The organism is Neorhizobium galegae (assembly GCF_017877135.1).
GTDB lineage: Bacteria > Pseudomonadota > Alphaproteobacteria > Rhizobiales > Rhizobiaceae > Neorhizobium > Neorhizobium galegae_A.
The window spans coordinates 358,858-379,094 of record NZ_JAGIPH010000003.1 but is presented as its reverse complement, the minus strand read 5'-3'; the positions used below and the strand labels follow the sequence as shown (position 1 = coordinate 379,094).

Sequence of the window (20,237 nt, the reverse complement as noted above, 5' to 3'; positions counted from 1 at the left end):
CCTTTTTGCATTTTGGACGACACTTTGCTTTCTGCGGGACGGCCAGCACTGAAGGCGGTGCGCGCGCCGCCGCAGGCCCTTCTTCCCGGTGAAGACTGTGCATTTCCGACGTTTATCAGGACATCATCATATTGAGGCCGCTATTGCCGTCTCTGACGGGGCGCAGAGCGACGGCCACCGGACATGGTCGATAAAACGGACGCGAAAATCCTAATCCTCTGTTCATCATAAACCACTTGGTAACGCTAGCCACCTAAAGTGGCCGGAACGGATGCTGAGGGGGCGCCCGGAAATAACAACTGAAATGCAATGAGTGAGTGCAGCCGTGCTGAATGACGTCAACACAACATCCTTCTCGAAGGATGGTGCCTCGATTTTCAACAAGGTCGTTGGTTTTCTCCTTATGATCATTGCGGTGCTGGCATTTGGGCTTGAGCCAGCTGCCGCCAACCCGAAATATGCCGGCATCGTCGTCGATGCCAAGACGGGCAAGGTTCTGTACAGCGAGGATCCCGATTCGCTGCGCTACCCGGCGTCGCTCACCAAGATGATGACGCTCTACCTCACCTTCGAGGCGCTGGAGGCCGGCCGGCTTTCGCTTGATTCGAAGGTGCCCGTTTCAGCGCATGCCGCGGCCGAGCCGCCCTCGAAGCTTGGCGTGCGCGCCGGCGGTTCCGTAACCGTCGAGCAGGCCATTCTTGCCCTCGTTACCCGTTCGGCAAACGACATGGCAACGGCGCTCGGCGAACAGATCGGCGGCTCCGAAGCCCGGTTTGCCCAGATGATGACGAGCAAGGCACGCGCGCTCGGCATGACCCGCACCACCTATCGCAACGCAAACGGCCTGCCGAACACCGCGCAGATGACGACGGCGCGCGATCAGGCCCGTCTCGGCATCGCGCTGCGTCAGCACTTTCCGCAGTATTACGGCTACTTCTCCACGCGCGTCTTCAAGTTCGGCAACCAGACCATCGGCAATCATAACCGCCTGGTCGGCAATGTGCCGGGCGTCGACGGCATCAAGACCGGCTATACGCGTGCAGCCGGCTTCAACCTCACGACCTCTGCCCAGCTCAATGGCCGCTCCATCGTCGGCGTCGTTCTCGGCGGATCGAGCACCGCCTGGCGCGATGCGCAGATGCGCAAGCTCGTGGCAACCTACCTGCCCAAGGCCTCCCAGGGCGGCAACAGCAACCTGATTGCCCAGACGAGCAGCGTCACCCCGCCGGCCGAAGCCGCCGTGCCCGTTCCGGTGCGCACCTCCCGTTCGCCGGCGGTCGCAGCTGCTACCGAAACAGTCGCCTCGCTCGACCTGCCGAATGCCGGCCCGATGCCGTCCGATCGCCAGAGCGAGAAGATGCCGGGGGCTGCTGCCTATGCCGCAGAGCCCAAGGCCCGCAGCGCCGCAGACGCCGTCACGGCTGCCATGACCCGCACGCCCGTCACCGCACCGGTTCAAGCCACCGGCTATGCGCCGCAGGTGGCGTCCCGCGACGAAAGCCCTGTCGAGACCGATTCCGTCACCACCGCCTCCACGCGCCCGTCGTTTGAAAAGACCGCGTCGGTTGCCAAGGCGGCGCCGGAAGGCTGGGTCGTGCAGATCGGCGTGTCGCCTGACCGCGACCGTGCCATGGACCTTCTCGAAACGGCCCGCGGCAAGGCAGGCCCTGCCCTTCGCTCTGCCAAGCCGTTCGCCGTTGCCGTCAATACCAATGGCAGCCAGATCTATCGCGCCCGCTTCGGCGGCTTCGATGATCAGAAATCTGCCGTCAATGCCTGCAATGCCTTGAAGAAGAAGGGCGTCCAGTGCTGGGCGTCGCAGCAGTAATACAATGTGCCGGGCCGGTTCCGCCGGCCCTGCATGGCGGCTAAACCCGCACCCCACACCCTCGATTGTTTTGCGTTACGAGGTCGTTATGGCGATGAATGAGAATAACATCGAATTCCATCTGCCCCCGGGCAGCAAGGGAAAGCTGATGCAGGGTGCACTCCACCCGCTGCATGAAGCCGCGATGCGGCTGGCGAGCATCGGCATCACCAAGCCGAAGGAGCGGACGCGTGATCTCGTCGGCCTGCTTTTGTGCCACGGCGCCCGCGCCTGGCGCCATTCGCAGCCGGAAGCGCAGATCCATCTGCACGTATCATCCCGCTCGGGCCGCGCGCCGGTTCACATCAAGCTGCGCTGACCGTGTCCTGAAACTTCAGAGCCCGCTCACGGCCAATCCGGCCTTGGGCGGGCTCTTTGCATGAGAGGAAAGCTTGCGGGTCACGTCCGGCAGGGAACGCGCAAAGCTGGTCAGAGCAGGCCGAGTTCCGTCAGTTCCCGCCGCAGATCTTCCGGCATGGCGGCGACATCCTCGCCAAGGGTGCCGAGATCGCGCGGAACATCCTCCGGCTTCAGGTAGCGCCAGCCCTGGAAGGGCCGCTTCGGCTGCGTCGCCGTCTCGATGACTTCCGGCGCGAGAACCAGGTTGCAGCGGGAAATGCCGTCGCCGCCGGTGAAGGTGGTGATGTCGAGAAGCACCTGCCGGGCCGCGACCTGCCCCTTGATCACCCAGTAGAGCGATCCGCCGTCCAGCAGTTCATCGAGCCGCTTCGGCACCATGCGGGTGGTGTGCGTGGTGTGTGGCTGAAGTCCGGCGGCCATGGCCGACAGCGCCCGTTCCGCCACCCACTCGCGCAGGTCCTGAATTGAGTCTGCGCCGACGCAGAGTTTGATGAGATGGAGTGCCATGGCCTGCTTGAAACCCGTAACCGCCGCCTCGTCAAGCCCCAGCAGGCGGCATCAGCACTCGACGACGTTGACGGCAAGGCCGCCCGTCGAGGTTTCCTTGTATTTCTCGCTCATGTCATGGCCGGTCTGGCGCATGGTTTCAATCGCGGCATCGAGCGGCACGAAATGTGAGCCGTCCCCTTTCAGCGCCAGCGAAGCGGCGGTGACGGCCTTGACGGCGCCCAGCGCATTGCGTTCGATGCAGGGCACCTGCACGAGGCCCGCGACCGGATCGCAGGTCATGCCGAGATGATGCTCCAGCGCAATTTCGGCGGCATTCTCGATCTGTTCGGGTGATCCGTCCATGACGGCGGCAAGGCCTGCGGCCGCCATCGCCGCTGCAGACCCCACCTCGCCCTGACAGCCCACTTCGGCGCCGGAAATCGACGCATTGTGCTTGATGATGCCGCCGATGGCGGCGGCCGTCAGCAGGAAGGTCCGGATGTCCTCGGTGGTGGCCGTTTCATGGAAGTGCAGGAAATAGCGGATGGTGGCCGGAATGACGCCGGCCGCTCCATTTGTCGGGGCGGTTACCACGCGTCCGCCGCCGGCATTTTCCTCGTTGACGGCCATGGCATAGACCGACAGCCAGTCATTGGCGAGAAGCGGGTTCATCCGGTTGCTGCGCCATTCGGCATTCAGCTTGTCGTGGATGGATTTCGCCCGCCGCCTGACCTTCAGCCCGCCGGGCATGATGCCATCCACCTTGAGGCCGCGGTCGATGCAGCTTGCCATGGCAGCCCAGATCCGGTCGAGGCCGGCGTCCAGATCCTCACCACTCATCTTGGTCAGTTCGTTGGCGCGCTTCATCTGGGCAATGCTCAGGCCGGAGCCGCGCGCCATGTCGAGCATCTGGCGGGCCGAGGCGAAGGGATACGGGACCTTGTCCAGCGAGGGCGCCTTTGGCCCGCGCATGGCCTCAAGTTCCGTATCGGTGACGACGAAACCGCCGCCGATGGAATAATAGATACGCTTGACCAGCAGACGGTCCTGCTTGTCGAAGGCGGAAAAGCTCATGCCGTTGGCATGGCCAGACAGAGGCTGCTTGCGGTCGAAGACGAGATCCGTCTCCGGCTGGAAGGCGTAAGGCGGATGACCGGGTGGCGTGACGCGGCCTGTGCGGTCCACCTCCGCCAGGATTTCCTCCATACGATCGGGATCGACGCGGTCGGGCGCCTCTCCCATCAAGCCGAGGATCACCGCCCTTCCCGTGCCATGGCCGATCCCGGTGTAGGCCAGCGAGCCATGCAGGCTGACCTTCAGCCGCGTGACAGCCGCGCCGGACGGGCGGGGCCAGTCATCCGACAGAAGAAGATCGAGAAATCGGTTGGCGGCCGACATCGGGCCCATGGTGTGGGAACTGGAGGGGCCGACGCCGATCTTGAACACATCGAATACGGAGAGGAACATGAACTCGGGACCCTTCGGGCTTGCGTGTCATCAAGAGCGCAGCCTAACCTTCGTCATGGCACGATTGCGGCGGCCTGCCGACACGCAGTGGAACGGATGCGACAGGACGCGTCCGATGTCGGCAGCTTGCGTGTCCATCACGGGCCGGAGAAGAAAGAGCGACGTTCGATCAGATGCGTCCGAAGATATAGGCCAGTGCCAGGAGGGCGGCAAATCCGGCAAGCGCCTTGAGTGTCACGCCCCAGCAGGATTTCTGAACGCTGTCTTCCATGAAGTCTCCATTGCGGGCACACGCTCACCGTGACCCCAAGCGTTTAACCCTATATTAACGGCGTTCACATTTCGCAACGGTGAAAAATGCATGGCTCCTGCGTTTTGAGCACGGGGCCGGGGTCATCCACCGGCTACGTCGCCGGATGGTGCGGTCATTATGCGTGGCTTGGCAGATGACCCTGCCGCTGCGAAAAATCCCCCGCTCCTGTCCTCAAAATCCGTTTCGATTTTTGAGATCGATGCTGTAGCCATGCAGATCATTGCCGGATTCGCGAACGGACACCCGATGACAACGCTCGACTATGTCGCCCTTGCCCTCTTTGCCGTCCTCTGGATCACCTATTCCTGGCTGACCAGCGGTGAGCCGGTGCTGTCGCGCCGCAGCCTCAACCAGGTGATGGCGGACAGGCGTCGCCAGTGGATCTATAATTCCTTGAAGCGTGACCTCAAGATGATCGACACGCAGATCATGGCGGGTCTGCAGAACGGCACGGCTTTCTTCGCCTCGACCTCCATCTTTGCCATCGGCGGCTGCTTTGCGCTGCTGGGCGCCACGGACCGGGTCGACGTGGTGTTCCGCGACCTTGCCTTTGTCGATTATGCCGGTCGTGCCGCCTTCGAGGCGAAGGTCGCAGGCCTGACGGCGCTGTTTGCCTATTCCTTCTTCAAGTTCGGCTGGTCCTATCGCTTGTTCAACTACTGCACCATCCTCTTCGGGGCGCTGCCGATGACGCATGAGGTGCAGCACGATCCGGCAGCGGCCGAGCGTGCCGCCGATCAGGTGATCCGCATGAATGTAATTGCCGCGCGCCACTTCAATGCCGGGCTCAGGACGATTTTTCTCTCCATCGGCTATCTCGGTTGGTTCATCGGGCCCTATATGTTCATCGCATCGACGCTGTTCGTCATTTTCGTTCTCTTGCGCCGGCAGTTTTTCTCCGAGGCGCGCCGGGCGATCATGGATCGATAGGCCGTACCACGGCGGATCATGGCAGGCTTTCTCTGCCGTCATCGCTTCACTCATGTCGGGAAGGCCGGGACGGTTTTGCCCGCGTCAAAACGCCCAAGGATTTCGCTTGTCCTCCACCACAGCCTTTGATGACGACGCTTCGCAGGTTGCCGCTTCCGGCGGCCCGTTGCGGACGCCGCGTATCCCGCTCATCGATACATTGCGCGGCGTGGCACTAATTGCCATGGCCTCCTACCACTTCACCTGGGATCTCGAATTCTTCGGCTATCTGGAGGTCGGAACGTCGACGCAAGGGGCGTGGAAGATCTATGCCCGGCTGATCGCCACCTCGTTTCTGATGCTGGTCGGATTGAGCCTCCTGCTGGCGCATGGCCAAGGCATCCGCTGGCCCTCGTTCCGCAAGCGGCTCCTACTGGTGGCCGGTGCTGCGGCCGTCATCAGCATTGCCACGCGCATAGCGATGCCGCAGGAGTGGATTTTTTTCGGCATCCTGCATCACATCGCGCTCGCAAGCCTTCTGGCGCTGGCATTCCTCAGGGTGCCGCCGCTGTTGACTGGACTTTTGGCCGTCGCCCTGTTTATCGCGATGGTGCTCGATACCTGGATCATGCCCGGCCTTTTGAGCTTTCCGCTGTTTGACACGCGCCTGCTGGCCTGGACAGGCTTTGCCGAAACCATCCCGCGTTCCAACGATTTCGTCCCGGTCTTTCCCTGGTTTGCCGCCGTGCTGGCGGGTGTCGCGATCGGTGGCCTGTTGCGCGACCATGGCGGGTTTGCACGGCTTGCGGCATGGCAGCAGCGCGACAACCTGCTGACGAAAGCGGGACGCCACAGCCTTGCCTTCTACCTCATTCACCAGCCGGTGCTGATCGGTCTCGTCTATCTCGCCTCGCTCATCCATCCGGCGCCGGCGGTCGATCCAATTGTCGGCTACACGCAAAGCTGCGCGCGCTCCTGCGTGGCGGAAGGCAATGACGCCGGTCTTTGCGACCGCTTCTGCGACTGCACGGCAAACAAGCTGGTCGAGCAATCTCTGTTCATGCCGATGCAGCGCGGCGATATCAATCCGGCGACGGATCCGGGCGTTCAGTCGATCGCGCAGGAATGCACGATCATTAGCCGCTGATATCGGATGTCATTTCGGGCTTAGACCCGAACAGCGGTTCAGCCGTTTCGGCTGAACCTTCAGCGCCGATCAGGTGCCGACGCCGATTTCGGCCAGCCGCGTCAGGCAGGCCTCCTCGACATTGTCGAGTTCGTTCAGCGTGTCATCGATGTCCTTGCGCTTCTGGCGAAGCTCGTCGCGCTTCTCGTCGATGCGCTTCATCAGCAGTTTCAGCTGGCCAAGCTCGCCGGGCGGCTCGCGATAGACCTGGATGATTTCGCGGATTTCGGCAATGGTGAAACCAATGCGGCGACCGCGCAGGATTTCCTGGATCAGTCGGCGATCGGCCATGCGAAACAGCCGGGTGCGACCGCGCCGCTCCGGGTGGATCAGCCCCTCATCCTCATAGAAACGCAGGGTCCGGGTCGAGACCCCGAATTCCCGCGTCAGTTCCGTGATGGTATAATACTTGTTCACGCCGCCATCCTGTCTGGTGGAAGCACGTTAATTGACTTTTACGTAACAGTCAATTTTGAGGGGTCCTGTCTCCTGGCCGGCGGCGCTTGCTGTTGCGCGACCATGCCGGGCCCGTCCGGCTAGCTGATGGCAAACCACCAGCTGGCAAGACCGAGGAAGGAAAAGAAGCCGGTGACATCGGTGACGGTCGTCACGAAGACGGCCGACGAGACGGCCGGGTCGGCGCCGATCTTGTCGAGGAGCAGCGGGATCATGATGCCGGCAAGCGCTGCGGCCATCATGTTGATCAGCATGGCGGCGGCGATAATGCCGCCGATATTGGCATCCTGAAACCAGAGGCCGGCGGCAAGCCCGATCAGGATGCCGAAGATGACGCCGTTCAACAGCCCGACGCCCGCTTCGCGGCGCACCACGCGCCAGGCATTGTGAATGTCGAGATTGCGCGTGGCGAGCGCCCGCACCGTCACCGTCATGGTCTGCGATCCGGCGTTGCCGCCCATGCCCGCGACGATCGGCATCAGCACGGCAAGCGCCACGATCTGTTCGATGGTTGCCTCGAAGAGCGAGATGACGGAGGCGGCAAGCAGCGCGGTAAACAGGTTGACGAGCAGCCAGGGCACGCGCGAGCGCGAGGTTTCCGGAATCGTGTCGGACAGTTCTTCGTCGCCGACGCCGCCGAGGCGCATGATATCTTCTTCCGCCTCTTCCTGGATCACGTCCACCACGTCATCGATGGTGAGCACGCCGACGAGCCTGCCATTGTCGTCCACGACGGCGGCCGAGATCAAGTCGTACTGCTCGAAAAGCTGGGCGGCCTCCTCCTGGTCCATGTCGGCCGGGATCGGGTAATTCGTCTCGCGCATCACCTGTTCGATCTTCACCTGCCGCTTGGTGCGCAGGATGCGATCGAGATCCACCATGCCGAGCAGCTTGAAGGTGGGATCGATGACGAAGATCTGGGTAAAGCTTTCCGGCAGATCCTCCTCGTCGCGCATGTAGTCGATGGTCTGGCCGACGGTCCAGAACGGCGGCACGGCGACGAATTCCGTCTGCATGCGCCGGCCGGCCGAGCTTTCCGGATAATCCAGCGCGCGCCGCAGCCGCACCCGCTCGGTAAACGGCAGCTGTGCCAGGATCTCTTCCCGGTCCTCCTTGTCGAGGTCTTCGAGAATGTAGACGGCATCGTCCGAATCGAGATCGCCGATGGCGGCGGCGATCTGCGCATTCGGCATCTGGTCGACGATCTCGAGGCGGATGGCTTCATCCACCTCGGTCAGCGCCGTCAGGTCGAAATCATTGCCGAGCAGGCGCACCAGCGCCAGGCGCTGGTCGGGCAGAATCGATTCGAGCAGGTCGCCCAGTTCGGATTCGTGCAGGCTTGCCACTTTCTGGCGCAGGAACAGCAGGTCGCGGTCGGCAATGGCTGCACCGACCATGGCCAGGAAATCGGCGCGAATCGAGCCGTTCTCGGCGTAGATGTCCTCATTGCGCTCGTCGGCATGCGGGCGAACGCGGTCCTCGTCTATATTCGTCATGCCGCGCCCTCGTCTTGCATCTGCTTTCTGCCGCCTTCCCCGGGACGGATGACGGCGAACCGCAGAATGGCCTTGAAAAACCGAATGTCAACAATTGGATACCGTGTTCTTCCGGCAAGTGCTGGACACCGGTGCAATCCTCCGGCAGATGGGATTTCTACACCGGTTCCGGTTTACAAACGCATACGAAACCCGTCTGACAGAAATGCGACACCGGGATGCGCGGCCGGTGTCGAGATCCTGTCTTGCCTTGCGCCTGAGGAACTGCCGTGACGGTCAGAACCATTCTTCGCTATCCCGATCCCAGGCTGTCGATGCCGTGCGCGCCGGTCACCCGCTTCGATGCCGACCTGAAGGCGCTCGCCGGGGATCTTCTGGACACGATGCAGGCGGCGCCGGGCGTCGGCATCACGGCTGCCCATATCGGGGTCATGCAGAGGGTCTCGGTCATCCGGCTTTCGCCGGAAGCGCCGCTTCTCGTCCACGTCAATCCGGAAATCCTGTCCCGCTCCGTCGATCTGCAGCGCTTCACCGAAGGCAGCGTGTCGATGCCCGGCATGACCGACGAGGTGGAGCGCCCGTCCGCCATCCGTCTGCGCTACCGCGATCTCGACGGAGAACTGCATGAGGACGAGGCCGACGGCTTTCTCGCCACCTGCATCCAGCACGAGATCGACCAGCTCGACGGGATCTTCTGGCTGAAGCGCCTGTCGCGGCTGAAACGCGATCGTCTGATCCGTCGCTTCGAAAAGGAAGGACGCGCATAAGGCGATCGAACCAACGGCCTCTCCGCACGTTATGGCAGCACCAAATCACCGAGGAGCCACAGATGACGTCGAAAAAGCCCGTGAACGATATCTCCCGCGAAGAAGATTACCGCGATTACGACACCCGCAATATCGATGAGGGCTGGCCCTATGCGGACCAGGCCGGCGCCGGTGCCGCCCCCGTCGGCAACGCCGCCTATAGCGATGCCAAGGCCAATTTTGACCGCGAGCGCAACCGCGGCTACGGCGTCGATACCGTCGACGAAACGGGAGAGGAAGAGCCGGTCAAGGATGGCAATACCCCGGCGACCCTTGGCGCCGAGGAGAGTGACGACCTCGAGGAACGCGTGAGCGATGCCATCGAAGCGCTTGATATCGTTGCCATGGAGACGATCGACATCCGCGCCGACGGCTCCACTGTGACTATCGAGGGCGAGGTGGACGACAACCAGACGGCGCGCAAGATCGTGGCCCATGTCAAGCGTGTGCCGGGTGTCTCGCGTGTGGTGAACGAACTCACCCTGCTTGGTATCGACAGCCTGATCCCCGACGACGAATGATCGCCGCCCGCGCAGCCGGTGTCACATCGGCTGCGTCGTCACCGTGAAGGTGGGCGTCTGCACCAGCGTGTTGCTCACCGTGCACAGTTCCTTGGCGAGCGCCACGATCTGGTGCCGCTCCTCCTCGCTCAAGTCTCCGCCGATCTGGATATCGGCCGAAATCTCCGCCACGCGCGAAGGACCTTCGGGTGCCTTCTGTCCCGTGACATGCACGCGAACGCCGGAAAACTTCTCCAGCAGATGCAGCTTCACCACGGCGCCCTTGACGCTGAGTACCAGGCAGGCAGACAGCGATGAGTAGAGCAGGTCGAGCGGATTGAAGCCGGGATCGGACACGCTGGTCACGACGTCCAGCGTCCCGCCTGTTTCCGTGACAAGCGAGGCCGGCCCATGCTGGGCCATGCTTGCGGTCGAGCCTGTCGCCCGCGTTTTCACCTTGAATTCCACCATGATCCATTCCTGTCGACACTGTTTGCGGGGAGCGGACAAAGGTGCACCCTGACTGCCCCGTTTCCTTCCTATTCCTCCGCTTTTCCATGCCGCGTCAAGCAACCTCTGCGCACCGCGTCGCAATCCCGCAGCGCCCATTGTGAGGGGCAACGGGCGGCATGCCCTCGCCCACCATTTTCAAGCTTGACGGACGCCGCCGCAGGCTATTACTTTAAACCTAAAATAATAACGGAACACCGCGTCATCCCTGGGAAGGAAATCGGAACATGCGCATTGTCTGTATCGGCGGCGGTCCGGCCGGCCTCTACTTCGCGCTCCTGATGAAGAAGCTTCATCCCGAGCATCATATCCGCGTGGTGGAGCGCAACCGGCCCTACGATACCTTCGGCTGGGGCGTCGTATTTTCCGATGCGACCATGGTTTCCATGCAGGCCTGGGACGCGGAAAGTGCCGCCGAAATCAAGCAGGCCTTCAACCATTGGGACGATATCGAGGTGCTGTTCAAGGGCACCCGCCAGCGCACCTCGGGCCACGGCTTTGTCGGCATCGGCCGCAAGAAGCTTCTCAATATCCTGCAGCGGCGCTGCGAGGCGCTCGGCGTCGAACTGGTCTTCGAAACGGATGTCGCGGGCGATCAGGATTTTCCGGATGCGGACCTGATCATCGCCTCGGACGGGCTGAATTCGCGTATCCGCCAGAAATATGCGGACATCTTCGAGCCGGACATGGTGGTGCGTCCCAACCGCTACATCTGGCTCGGCACCAACAAGCTGTTTGACGCCTTCACTTTCGATTTCCGCAAGACCGACCACGGCTGGTTCCAGGCGCATATCTACAAGTTCGACGAAAACACCTCGACCTTCATCGTGGAAACCACGGAAGAGGCCTATCAGGCCCACAAGCTCGGCGAGATGGACCAGCAGGGCTCGATCGATTTCTGCCAGAACGTGTTTTCAGAAGTTCTGGATGGCGCACCGCTGATGACCAATGCGCGCCATCTGCGCGGCTCGGCCTGGCTTAATTTCTCGCGCCTGATCTGCGGCAAGTGGAGCCATTTCAACGGAAAAGCCCATGTCGTTCTGATGGGAGACGCTGCCCACACGGCGCATTTCGCCATCGGTTCCGGCACCAAGCTGGCCATTGACGATGCCATCGAGCTTGCCAACCAGTTCGAAAAGCACGGCCACGACACATCGGCCATCCCGGGCGTGCTGGAGGTCTATGAGCAGATCCGACGCGTCGACGTCGCGCGCATCCAGAATGCCGCCCGCAATGCCATGGAATGGTTCGAGGTTGTCGGCACCCGTTATGCCGATACGCTGCCGCCGGAACAGTTCATGTATTCCATGCTGACGCGCTCGCAGCGCATCAGCCACGAAAACCTTCGCCTGCGCGACAAGACCTGGCTCGAGGGCTATGAGCGCTGGTTTGCCGAGCAATCCGGTCTCGTCGCCGCCAGCAATGGCTCCGTGCCGCCGCCGATGTTCACGCCCTATACGGTGCGCGATGTGACGCTGCCGAACCGTATCGTCATGTCGCCCATGGCGATGTATTCGGCGGAAGATGGCCTGCTTGGCGATTTTCATCTCGTCCATCTCGGTGCCCGCGCGCTGGGCGGCGCCGGTCTCGTCTTTGCAGAAATGACCTGCGTGTCGCCGGATGCCCGCATCACCCCCGGCTGCCTTGGCCTCTGGAGCGATGAACAGATCCCGGGCTGGAAGCGCTTTGTCGATTTCGTGCATCAAAACAGCGCCGCAAAGGTTGGCGTTCAGCTCGGCCATGCCGGGCGCAAGGGCTCGACGAAGCTGGCCTGGGAGGGCGCCGACCAGCCGCTTTCCGACGGCGCCTGGCCGCTCATTTCCGCCTCCGCCCTGCCCTACCTCCCGAACAGCCCGGTGCCGAAGGCGATGGATCGCGCCGACATGGACCGGGTCAAGGCTGACTTTGTCTCCGCCACCCGCCGCGCGGCCGAAACCGGTGCCGACTGGCTGGAATTCCACGCAGCCCACGGCTACCTGATGTCGGCCTTCCTGTCGCCGCTCACCAACCGGCGCACCGATGAATATGGCGGCTCTCACGAGAACCGCGCGCGATTTCCGCTCGAGGTCTTTGCGGCAATGCGCGCTGTCTGGCCGGATAACAAGGCCATTTCGGTGCGTCTCTCATGCCATGACTGGACGGAGGGCGGCAACACGCCCGACGATGCAGCGATTTTTGCGCGCATGTTCAAGGAGGCCGGCGCCGATGTGATCGACTGCTCCTCCGGCCAAGTGTGGAAGGAAGAAAAGCCGGTTTACGGCCGGCTGTTCCAGACACCGTTTTCCGACAAGATCCGCAACGAGGTGGGCATTGCGACGATTGCCGTCGGCGCAATCTCCGAGGCCGATCATGCCAACTCGATCATTTCGGCCGGCCGCGCCGATCTCTGCGCCGTGGCCCGCCCGCATCTCGCCGATCCCGCCTGGGTTCTGCACGAGGCAGCACGGATCGGGCTCACCTCCGTTGCCTGGCCGAAGCAGTATTTTTCCGGCAAGCGTCAGTACGAGACCAATCTTGCGCGTGCGGCCCAGCCCGCGCCCGCCGGCAAATAGGAGGTGGTCGTGGCAGAGGTTTCGACCGGTCGGCTTCTTGGCCGCCACGCATGCGTGACCGGTGCCGGCTCCGGCATCGGTGCGGCCATTGCGAAAGCGCTTGTCGGTGCCGGCGCTCATGTCACGCTGGCAGGGCGTCGCGCCGAGCCGCTCGAAAACCTGTCGGCACAGCTGGGCAGAGAAGGAACCCTTGCTCTGCCGGGCTTCGACGTCACCGATCCGGCAGCCATCGCCGCCTGTCTGGAAACCGCCCGCTCCCGCTTCGGCCCTGTCGATATTTTGATCAACAATGCCGGAGAAGCACCGACGGCCGCATTCGAAAAGACCTCGCTCGATATGTGGAACCACGTGCTTTCGGTGGATCTGACGGGGGTCTTTTCCGTCACTCAGGCGGTTCTTGCCGATCTCAAGGCAAAGGGGAACGGCGCCCGCATCATCAACATCGCCTCGACGGCGGGCCTCACCGGCTATGCCTATGTCTCCGCCTATGTGGCGGCAAAGCATGGCGTCGTCGGCCTCACGCGCGCGCTTGCGTTGGAACTTGCCCGCACCGGCGTCACCGTCAACGCAGTCTGCCCCGGCTTTACCGATACGCCGCTGGTGCGCGGCGCGCTGGACACCATCGTTCAAAAGACCGGCCGCACGCCTGAGGAGGCGCTGAAGGAGCTGACCAGGCATAATCCGCAGGGGCGGCTGGTGACGCCGGAGGAGGTCGCAGACGCCGTTCTGTGGCTGGCGTCACCATCGGCCCAGTCCGTGACCGGACAGGCGATCGCGGTTGCCGGCGGGGAAATCATGGCGGGATGAACTCGTCATGGGCAATGGGAACGAAAGCTGGGAGCCTGCGATGACGCTGGAAAAGGGCATTACTGAAAACGGCAGTGGGTACAAAGGTGTAAGCTGGAACATATTGGGCCAGGTGTATTTTCCAAAGGCTGTCTGCGACGACACCTTTGCCTTCGAGACCAATAGCGAGCCGGGCCAATACGTGCCGGTCCATATCCACCCCAACCAGGACGAGTTCATCCTGGTGCAGGAGGGCGAACTCGATCTGAAGCTCGACGGAGAATGGACGAAGGCGCGAGCCGGCGATCTTGTGCGCATGCCGCGCGGTGTGCCGCATGGCTATTTCAATAAATCCGACAAGCCCTGCCGTGCGCTGTTCTGGGTGGCACCGGCGGGCAAGCTGGAGCAGCTGTTCATCGGCCTTGACCAGATGACGGATGTCGAGGCGATCGTAAAACTGTCTGCGGACCATGAGGTCGACTTCCTTCCGCCGGAGGCGAACGACTGACAGACGGACAATGCCCGGCTGCGAGACATCGCGGCCGGACTTCAGAACGCTTTCGGGAGGAGACGAGATGGGCAATGCGATGCAAGAGACGAAACGCAGTTTCAGCGACTACCGGCCGGAGCATTTCCTCTGGGACCTTGATGAAGAAACCCGCGTCGCCACCGTCCGTCTCAACCGGCCGGAGCGCAAGAACCCGCTGACATTCGAGAGCTACCGGGAGATGCGTGACCTTTTCCGCGCGCTGGCGGATGCCTCTGACGTGCGCTGCGTCGTGCTGACCGGTGCCGGCGGCAATTTTTCCTCCGGTGGCGACGTGTTCGACATCATCGAGCCGCTGACGAAGATGGCAATGCCGGATCTTCTCGCCTTCACCCGCATGACCGGCGATCTGGTGAAGGCCATGCGCAAATGCCCGCAGCCGATCATCGCCGCGGTCGATGGCATCTGCGCCGGTGCCGGTGCCATTCTCGCCATGGCATCCGATTTGAGGCTCGCAACGCCGGAGGCCAGAACCGCCTTCCTCTTTACCCGCGTCGGATTGGCCGGCGCCGACATGGGCGCCTGCGGCATTCTTCCGCGCCTGATCGGACAGGGGCGCGCGGCGGAACTCCTGTTTACCGGTCGCACCATGAGCGCCGCCGAGGGCCATGCCTGGGGCTTTTACAACAGCCTTTATCCGGCAGAAGATCTGGAGGCCGAGGCGCAGAAGCTCGCGCGATCGCTGGCTGACGGCCCTTGGTTTGCCCACACCATGACCAAGACCATGCTGAACCAGGAATGGGCCATGGGCCTCGACGAGTTGATCGAGTCGGAAGCGCAGGCCCAGGCGATCTGCATGGCCACGCATGATTTCCGTCGCGCCTTCGAAGCCTTTGCGGAAAAGCGCAAGCCCGCTTTCGAGGGGAATTGAGGCAATGGCAGAGCACGCTTCCGGCGGTCTCCCCACTGCCCCACCCTCGCGCGACCATTTGGACTGGCCGTTCTTTGACGAGAGCCACCGTGCTCTTGTTGCAAAGCTCGATACCTATGCCGCCACCGGCACGCTTGCCGCCATCGACCATGCCGACACCGACGGTGCCTGCCGAGCGCTCGTGCGCGATCTCGGCAAAGCGGGCCTCCTCGATGCCGCAACGGGCTCGGGAGGCCGGGCCGCAATCGACAGTCGCGCGGTCTGCCTCACGCGCGAGACGCTGGCGTTTCACGATGGTCTTGCCGACTTTGCCTTCGCCATGCAGGGGCTCGGCACCGGCGCCATCGGCCTCTCCGGCTCGGATGCGCTGAAGGCGACCGTCCTGCCAAAGGCGCAGAGCGGCGAATGGATCGCCGCCTTTGCTTTGTCGGAAAAAGAGGCCGGTTCTGACGTGGCGGCCATGGCCTGCGCCGCCCGTCGCGATGGCGACCATTATGTGCTCGACGGCGAAAAAACCTGGATTTCCAACGGCGGCATCGCGGACGTCTACACCGTCTTTGCCCGCACCGGCGAAGCGCCGGGAACACGCGGCATTTCCGCCTTCGTTGTCTATGCCGATGATCCCGGCTTTTCGATTGCCGAGCGTATCGATGTGATGGCGCCGCATCCCCTCGCCACCATCCGCTTCGATGCCTGTCGCATTCCGGCAGACCGGCTGCTCGGCGCGTCCGGCGAAGGTTTCAAGATCGCCATGCGCACGCTCGACATTTTTCGCGCGTCCGTTGCCGCAGCAGCGCTCGGATTTGCGCGCCGAGCGCTCTTTGAGGCCCTCGCTCACGCCAAGGCGCGCAACATGTTCGGGGCCAAGCTTGCCGACCTGCAATTGACGCAGGCAGCGCTTGGCGACATGGCCGCTGCGATCGATGCCGGCGCCCTCCTCACCTACCGCGCCGCCTGGCGCCGCGACGTGCAAAAGCTGGTCGCGACCAAAGAAGCGGCGATGGCCAAGATGGTCGCCACCGAAAATGCCCAGACGGTCATTGATCGCGCCGTGCAGATGTTCGGCGGGCGCGGTGTCCGGGTCGGCGAGATCACCGAAAAACTCTACCGCGAAATCCGGGCGCTGCGCATCTACGAGGGCGCCACGGAAGTGCAGAAACTCATCATTGCCCGCGAACTGTTGAAGAACGCCTGACCTGGAGACCAATGCCATGCACACAATCCTGCAGCCGGAAGGCTGGGCCAAACCGATCGGCTATGCCAATGGCATGTCCGCCACCGGCCGCCAGGTCTATGTCGGTGGCCAGATCGGCTGGAACAGTCAATGCGTCTTCGAAAGCGACGATCTGGTCGATCAGGTGCGCCAGACCCTGCAAAACATCATGGCGGTTCTTTCCGAAGCCGGCGGGCGGGCCGAGCACATCACCACGATGACCTGGTATTTTGTCGACAAGGCCGACTATCTCGCCAACCTCAAAGGCATCGGCCAGGTCTATCGCGAGGTGATCGGGCGGCATTTCCCCGCCATGGCGGCCGTCCAGGTGGTGGCGCTCATCGAAGACCGCGCCAAGATCGAGATCCAGGCAATCGCCGTCATTCCCGAATAAGGACGTCTTCATGCCGGATATCACCTTTTCCGCCACCGTCTCCGGCTCTGTCATGCAGGGCGTGCTTGTCGTCACCATCGACAATCCGCCGGTGAATGCAACCGGCGCCGCGGTGCGGCAAGGGCTGATGGCGGCGCTCGACTTTTCAGCCAGCCATGCCGAAATTGTCGGGCTTGTGTTGACCGGTGCGGGAAAGATCTTCATCGGCGGCGCCGATATCCGCGAGTTCGGCAAGCCGCCGGTCGATCCTATCCTGCCGGATGTGGTGGCGGCGCTGGAGGCGCATGACAAGCCGATGGTTGCCGCCTTGAATGGGGCAGCACTCGGTGGCGGGCTGGAAGTGGCGCTCGCCTGCCACCACCGCATCGCCCTGCCCCAGGTCAGCTTAGGCCTGCCGGAAGTGAAGCTTGGTCTCGTGCCGGGCGCCGGCGGCACGCAGCGGCTTCCGCGCCTCGTCGGTGCGCTCGCAGCCGTCGATCTCGTCGCAAGCGGCCGCACGATCAAGGCCGATGAGGCCCTGACACTTGGCATCCTCGATCAGGTGGTGACGGACGATCTGCTGGACGCCGCCTGCACCCTTGTCCAGCAATCATCCGGAAAATCGCTGCGGCGCACCGGCTCGCGTCCCGTGCCTGCCTTCGACGTGCAGGCTTTCGAGGCCGTCGCCGAAAAACTGCTCGCCAAGGCGCGCGGCCAGAACGCCCCGGCAAAGGCCGTCGACCTGGTGCGGCAAAGCAGCGAGCTTTCGCTCGATGAAGGCCTGCAGAGCGAGCGCGCGACGTTCCTCGCGCTTCGCGACAGCGATCAGGCAAAGGCGCTCTCCCATGTCTTCTTTGCCGAGCGACAGGCAGGCAAGGTGGAGGCGCTGGAGGGCGTCATGCCCCGCACGCTCTCCACCATCGGGATTGCGGGCCTCGGTCTGATGGGAAGCGGGATTGCCGTGGCAGCGCTTGCCGCCGGCTATACGGTCATCGGGCTCGACCAGAACGACGAGGCTGCGGAAAAGGGCCGCGAGCGCATTCTGGGGCTCATCGAGCGCTCGGTCAAATCCGGTCGTCTGACCGCGGCTGAGGGTGAGGAACAGGCGGCGCGGCTGACGGTGACGGCGGAGGATCAGGGCCTTGTGAGCGCTGATCTCGTCGTCGAGGCGGTGTTTGACGATCTCGACGTGAAGACCGATCTCTTTCGCCGGCTGGATAAGGTGCTGCGGCCCGATGCCATTCTCGCCACCAATACCAGCTATCTGAACCCGGATGAGATTGCCGCGACAACCGCCCACCCTGCCCGCGTGCTCGGCCTGCATTTCTTCTCGCCAGCGCATGTGATGCGGCTGGTCGAGGTGGTGTGGTGCAAGGATACTGCGCCCGATGTGCTGGCAACGGGGCTTGCCTTTGCGCGACGCCTGAAAAAGCTCGCCGTCGTTGCCGGCGTCACCGAAGGCTTTATCGGCAACCGAATCTTTTCCGCCTATCGCCGCGAAGCCGAGTATCTGATCGAGGACGGTGCAGCGCCGCACGAGATCGACGCGGTGCTGGAAGACTACGGCTTCCCGATGGGCCTGTTCGCGGTCTATGACATGGCCGGCCTTGAGATCGCCTGGAAACGCCGCAAGCGGCAGGCGGCGAGCCGCAATCCGGCCGAGCGCTATGTGGACATTGCCGACCGCCTCTGCGAGGCGGGCCGCCTTGGCCAGAAGGTCGGGCGCGGATGGTATCGCTATGAGGCGGGACAACGCCTCGTCGACCCGGAGGTCACCGCCATCATCGAGACCTGCCGGGCAGCAAAGGCAATCACGCCGAAAACCTTTACTCCGCAAGGGATTCTGTCACGCCTGCTTGCGGCGATGGCGGACGAAGGACGGGCGCTCCTTGCCGAAGGCATCGCCGCCCGCGCAAGCGATATCGATCTCGTGATGATCAATGGCTACGGTTTTCCCGCCCACAAAGGCGGCCCGATGTTTGCCGCAGGCCTGTAACCGGGGCAGTGCTCTGCTGCTCCTTCAACCGCCGCCGTCAGCTTCCTGAGCCAATCTTCCGCTTGCGGCCGGGAACCATTCGCCGCAAAAGCGCATTCGTGGCGCATGCGGAGTGCAGCGATGAAAATACGGATGATTCTTGTGCTGGGGCTTCTGGCCGGGTGCAGCACGCAGCAAAGCGTTCTTGAGCCTTTTCCGAACAGCCTCACCTATGGCGGCCGCTCACCCATCGTGCCCTATCCCGTCGGCAGTTCCTTCAGCCGCGAGGTGCGCGACGAATTCCTCAACCGCTACGAGGAGCTTTATGAGGTCCAGCCGGACCACACCGTGCGTCTGGTCACCCGCTTCCGCCGCTCTCAGCCTTGAGAGAGTGAGACCGCGCCAGGCTGGATGGCACTTCTCAACCGAAGTGCAGGTCCGCCCGTAAAATATTGCCAGACAACAAAAAACCCGGCTTGCGCCGGGTTCTTTTGGTGCGGTCGAGAAGACTCGAACTTCCACGGGTTGCCCCACAGCGACCTCAACGCTGCGCGTCTACCAATTCCGCCACGACCGCATCGTGGTAGGCCGGTTTGTTGCCGGCGAGGGAGCATCTAGCAAAGGGATTTGGCCGACGCAAGTGTGCCGTGACAGTTTTTTGAAAGATAAAATTCGCGGAAGAATGCCTATATAGCGAAAGCCATGATTTGCGGGCTTCCGTGCCTGTGGATAGTGTCCGCCCTTCGACAATCCTGTTTCGCATCAACGAGTCTCCCATGCCCGAGCGTACCGATCTCAACTTGTCCATGCTGCCGAAGGATGGCTCTCCCGCCGTTCGCTGGCGCATTTCCGATTCTCCCGTGCCTTACGAGGAGGCGCTTGCCGTCATGGAAGCGGAAGTGGCGGCCATTGCCGAGGGGCGTGCGGATGAACTGGTGTGGCTTTTGGAGCATCCGCCGCTCTACACGGCCGGCACAAGCGCCGATGCCGGAGATCTCATCGAGCCCGACCGATTCCCGGTCTTTGCCACCGGCCGCGGTGGCGAATACACCTATCACGGTCCCGGCCAGCGGGTGGCCTATGTGATGCTGGATCTGAAGCGTCGCCGCCAGGATGTCCGCGCCTATGTGGCAGGCCTTGAGGAGGTCATCATCCGCTGTCTGGAAAAGATGAACGTGCGCGGCGAGCGGCGTGAGGATCGCGTGGGCGTCTGGGTGCGCCGGCCGGAAAAGCCGCTTCTGCCGAATGGCACGCAGGCGGAGGACAAGATCGCGGCGCTCGGCATCCGCCTGCGCCGCTGGGTGAGCTTTCACGGCCTGTCGATCAATGTCGATCCGGATCTTTCGCATTTTTCCGGCATCGTGCCCTGCGGGATTTCCGCCTATGGCGTGACCAGCCTGGAAGATCTCGGCATGCTGGTGTTGATGACGGATGTCGATGTCCGGCTTCGAGAGGCGTTTGAGGAGGTGTTCGGGCAGACGGTGAGTGAAGCCTTGCCTTTGGGCGTGGCGGTTTGAGCGCATCGGGTGGCGCGGCTGCGCCTTGCCTTGCCATCCCACCC

General features: G+C 62.9%; 20 protein-coding genes and 1 tRNA gene. 15 read left to right on the top strand and 6 right to left on the bottom strand.

What is annotated here, in order from left to right:
* Positions 1-403 precede the first annotated feature (403 nt).
* Positions 404-1,828 carry a D-alanyl-D-alanine carboxypeptidase gene (locus J2858_RS12050; RefSeq protein ID WP_210105243.1) on the top strand — a complete coding sequence of 475 codons (1,425 nt, stop codon included), beginning with the start codon at positions 404-406 and terminating at the stop codon, positions 1,826-1,828.
* 88 nt (positions 1,829-1,916) lie between these two features.
* On the top strand, positions 1,917-2,186 hold the full coding sequence (locus J2858_RS12045) for a hypothetical protein (protein WP_210105044.1): 270 nt from the start codon (positions 1,917-1,919) through the stop codon (positions 2,184-2,186).
* Between the two features lie 110 nt (positions 2,187-2,296).
* Here J2858_RS12045 and J2858_RS12040 read toward each other — a convergent pair whose 3' ends face one another.
* On the bottom strand, positions 2,297-2,734 hold the full coding sequence (locus tag J2858_RS12040; RefSeq protein WP_210105043.1) for a DUF1489 family protein: 438 nt from the start codon (positions 2,732-2,734) through the stop codon (positions 2,297-2,299).
* Between the two features lie 51 nt (positions 2,735-2,785).
* Entirely contained in the window at positions 2,786-4,183 is a 1,398-nt protein-coding gene (locus J2858_RS12035; RefSeq protein WP_210105042.1) for an L-serine ammonia-lyase, read from the bottom strand.
* Between the two features lie 559 nt (positions 4,184-4,742).
* On the opposite strand from J2858_RS12035, the gene J2858_RS12030 reads away from it, so the two are divergent.
* Complete coding sequence (locus J2858_RS12030; protein WP_210105041.1) at positions 4,743-5,426, top strand: DUF599 domain-containing protein; 684 nt, start codon at positions 4,743-4,745, stop codon at positions 5,424-5,426.
* A 166-nt stretch (positions 5,427-5,592) separates the two neighbouring features.
* A complete protein-coding gene (locus tag J2858_RS12025) occupies positions 5,593-6,552 on the top strand; it encodes a heparan-alpha-glucosaminide N-acetyltransferase (protein WP_245365939.1) in 960 nt (319 codons plus the stop codon).
* A 69-nt stretch (positions 6,553-6,621) separates the two neighbouring features.
* Here the strand turns inward: J2858_RS12025 and J2858_RS12020 are convergent, their stop codons facing one another.
* A complete protein-coding gene (locus J2858_RS12020) occupies positions 6,622-7,008 on the bottom strand; it encodes a MerR family transcriptional regulator (protein ID WP_210105039.1) in 387 nt (128 codons plus the stop codon).
* Positions 7,009-7,127: 119 nt separating this feature from the next.
* Positions 7,128-8,543: a magnesium transporter gene (gene mgtE, locus J2858_RS12015; protein WP_210105038.1), complete on the bottom strand. Its 1,416-nt coding sequence runs from the start codon at positions 8,541-8,543 to the stop codon at positions 7,128-7,130.
* Positions 8,544-8,812: 269 nt separating this feature from the next.
* Here mgtE and J2858_RS12010 point away from each other — a divergent pair, with 269 nt between their 5' ends.
* Positions 8,813-9,310, top strand: coding sequence for a peptide deformylase (locus tag J2858_RS12010; protein WP_210105037.1), 498 nt, complete (start codon positions 8,813-8,815; stop codon positions 9,308-9,310).
* Between the two features lie 62 nt (positions 9,311-9,372).
* On the top strand, positions 9,373-9,870 hold the full coding sequence (locus tag J2858_RS12005) for a BON domain-containing protein (protein ID WP_210105036.1): 498 nt from the start codon (positions 9,373-9,375) through the stop codon (positions 9,868-9,870).
* A 21-nt stretch (positions 9,871-9,891) separates the two neighbouring features.
* Here the strand turns inward: J2858_RS12005 and J2858_RS12000 are convergent, their stop codons facing one another.
* Positions 9,892-10,320, bottom strand: coding sequence for an OsmC family protein (locus J2858_RS12000; protein WP_210105035.1), 429 nt, complete (start codon positions 10,318-10,320; stop codon positions 9,892-9,894).
* A 266-nt stretch (positions 10,321-10,586) separates the two neighbouring features.
* On the opposite strand from J2858_RS12000, the gene J2858_RS11995 reads away from it, so the two are divergent.
* The 8 genes from J2858_RS11995 (at position 10,587) to J2858_RS11960 (ending at position 19,063) form a co-directional block, all read left to right on the top strand.
* Positions 10,587-12,911, top strand: coding sequence for a bifunctional salicylyl-CoA 5-hydroxylase/oxidoreductase (locus J2858_RS11995; protein WP_210105034.1), 2,325 nt, complete (start codon positions 10,587-10,589; stop codon positions 12,909-12,911).
* 9 nt (positions 12,912-12,920) lie between these two features.
* Positions 12,921-13,718 carry an SDR family NAD(P)-dependent oxidoreductase gene (locus J2858_RS11990; protein WP_210105033.1) on the top strand — a complete coding sequence of 266 codons (798 nt, stop codon included), beginning with the start codon at positions 12,921-12,923 and terminating at the stop codon, positions 13,716-13,718.
* Positions 13,719-13,725: 7 nt separating this feature from the next.
* The gene (locus J2858_RS11985) at positions 13,726-14,205 is read left to right on the top strand and encodes a cupin domain-containing protein (protein WP_432443343.1); all 480 of its coding nucleotides are present in this window, start codon (positions 13,726-13,728) and stop codon (positions 14,203-14,205) included.
* Positions 14,206-14,272: 67 nt separating this feature from the next.
* A complete protein-coding gene (locus tag J2858_RS11980) occupies positions 14,273-15,115 on the top strand; it encodes an enoyl-CoA hydratase family protein (protein ID WP_210105032.1) in 843 nt (280 codons plus the stop codon).
* A 4-nt stretch (positions 15,116-15,119) separates the two neighbouring features.
* Positions 15,120-16,310 (top strand): acyl-CoA dehydrogenase family protein, encoded by a 1,191-nt coding sequence (locus tag J2858_RS11975; RefSeq protein ID WP_210105031.1) that lies wholly within the window; start codon positions 15,120-15,122, stop codon positions 16,308-16,310.
* 16 nt (positions 16,311-16,326) lie between these two features.
* Positions 16,327-16,722 (top strand): RidA family protein, encoded by a 396-nt coding sequence (locus J2858_RS11970; protein WP_210105030.1) that lies wholly within the window; start codon positions 16,327-16,329, stop codon positions 16,720-16,722.
* A gap of 10 nt (positions 16,723-16,732) precedes the next feature.
* Positions 16,733-18,697, top strand: coding sequence for a 3-hydroxyacyl-CoA dehydrogenase NAD-binding domain-containing protein (locus tag J2858_RS11965; RefSeq protein ID WP_210105029.1), 1,965 nt, complete (start codon positions 16,733-16,735; stop codon positions 18,695-18,697).
* A 120-nt stretch (positions 18,698-18,817) separates the two neighbouring features.
* Positions 18,818-19,063 (top strand): hypothetical protein, encoded by a 246-nt coding sequence (locus tag J2858_RS11960; protein WP_210105028.1) that lies wholly within the window; start codon positions 18,818-18,820, stop codon positions 19,061-19,063.
* 105 nt (positions 19,064-19,168) lie between these two features.
* Here the strand turns inward: J2858_RS11960 and J2858_RS11955 are convergent.
* A tRNA-Leu gene (locus J2858_RS11955) sits at positions 19,169-19,253 on the bottom strand.
* A gap of 199 nt (positions 19,254-19,452) precedes the next feature.
* On the opposite strand from J2858_RS11955, the gene lipB reads away from it, so the two are divergent.
* The gene (gene lipB, locus J2858_RS11950; RefSeq protein WP_210105027.1) at positions 19,453-20,193 is read left to right on the top strand and encodes a lipoyl(octanoyl) transferase LipB; all 741 of its coding nucleotides are present in this window, start codon (positions 19,453-19,455) and stop codon (positions 20,191-20,193) included.
* Positions 20,194-20,237 lie beyond the last annotated feature (44 nt).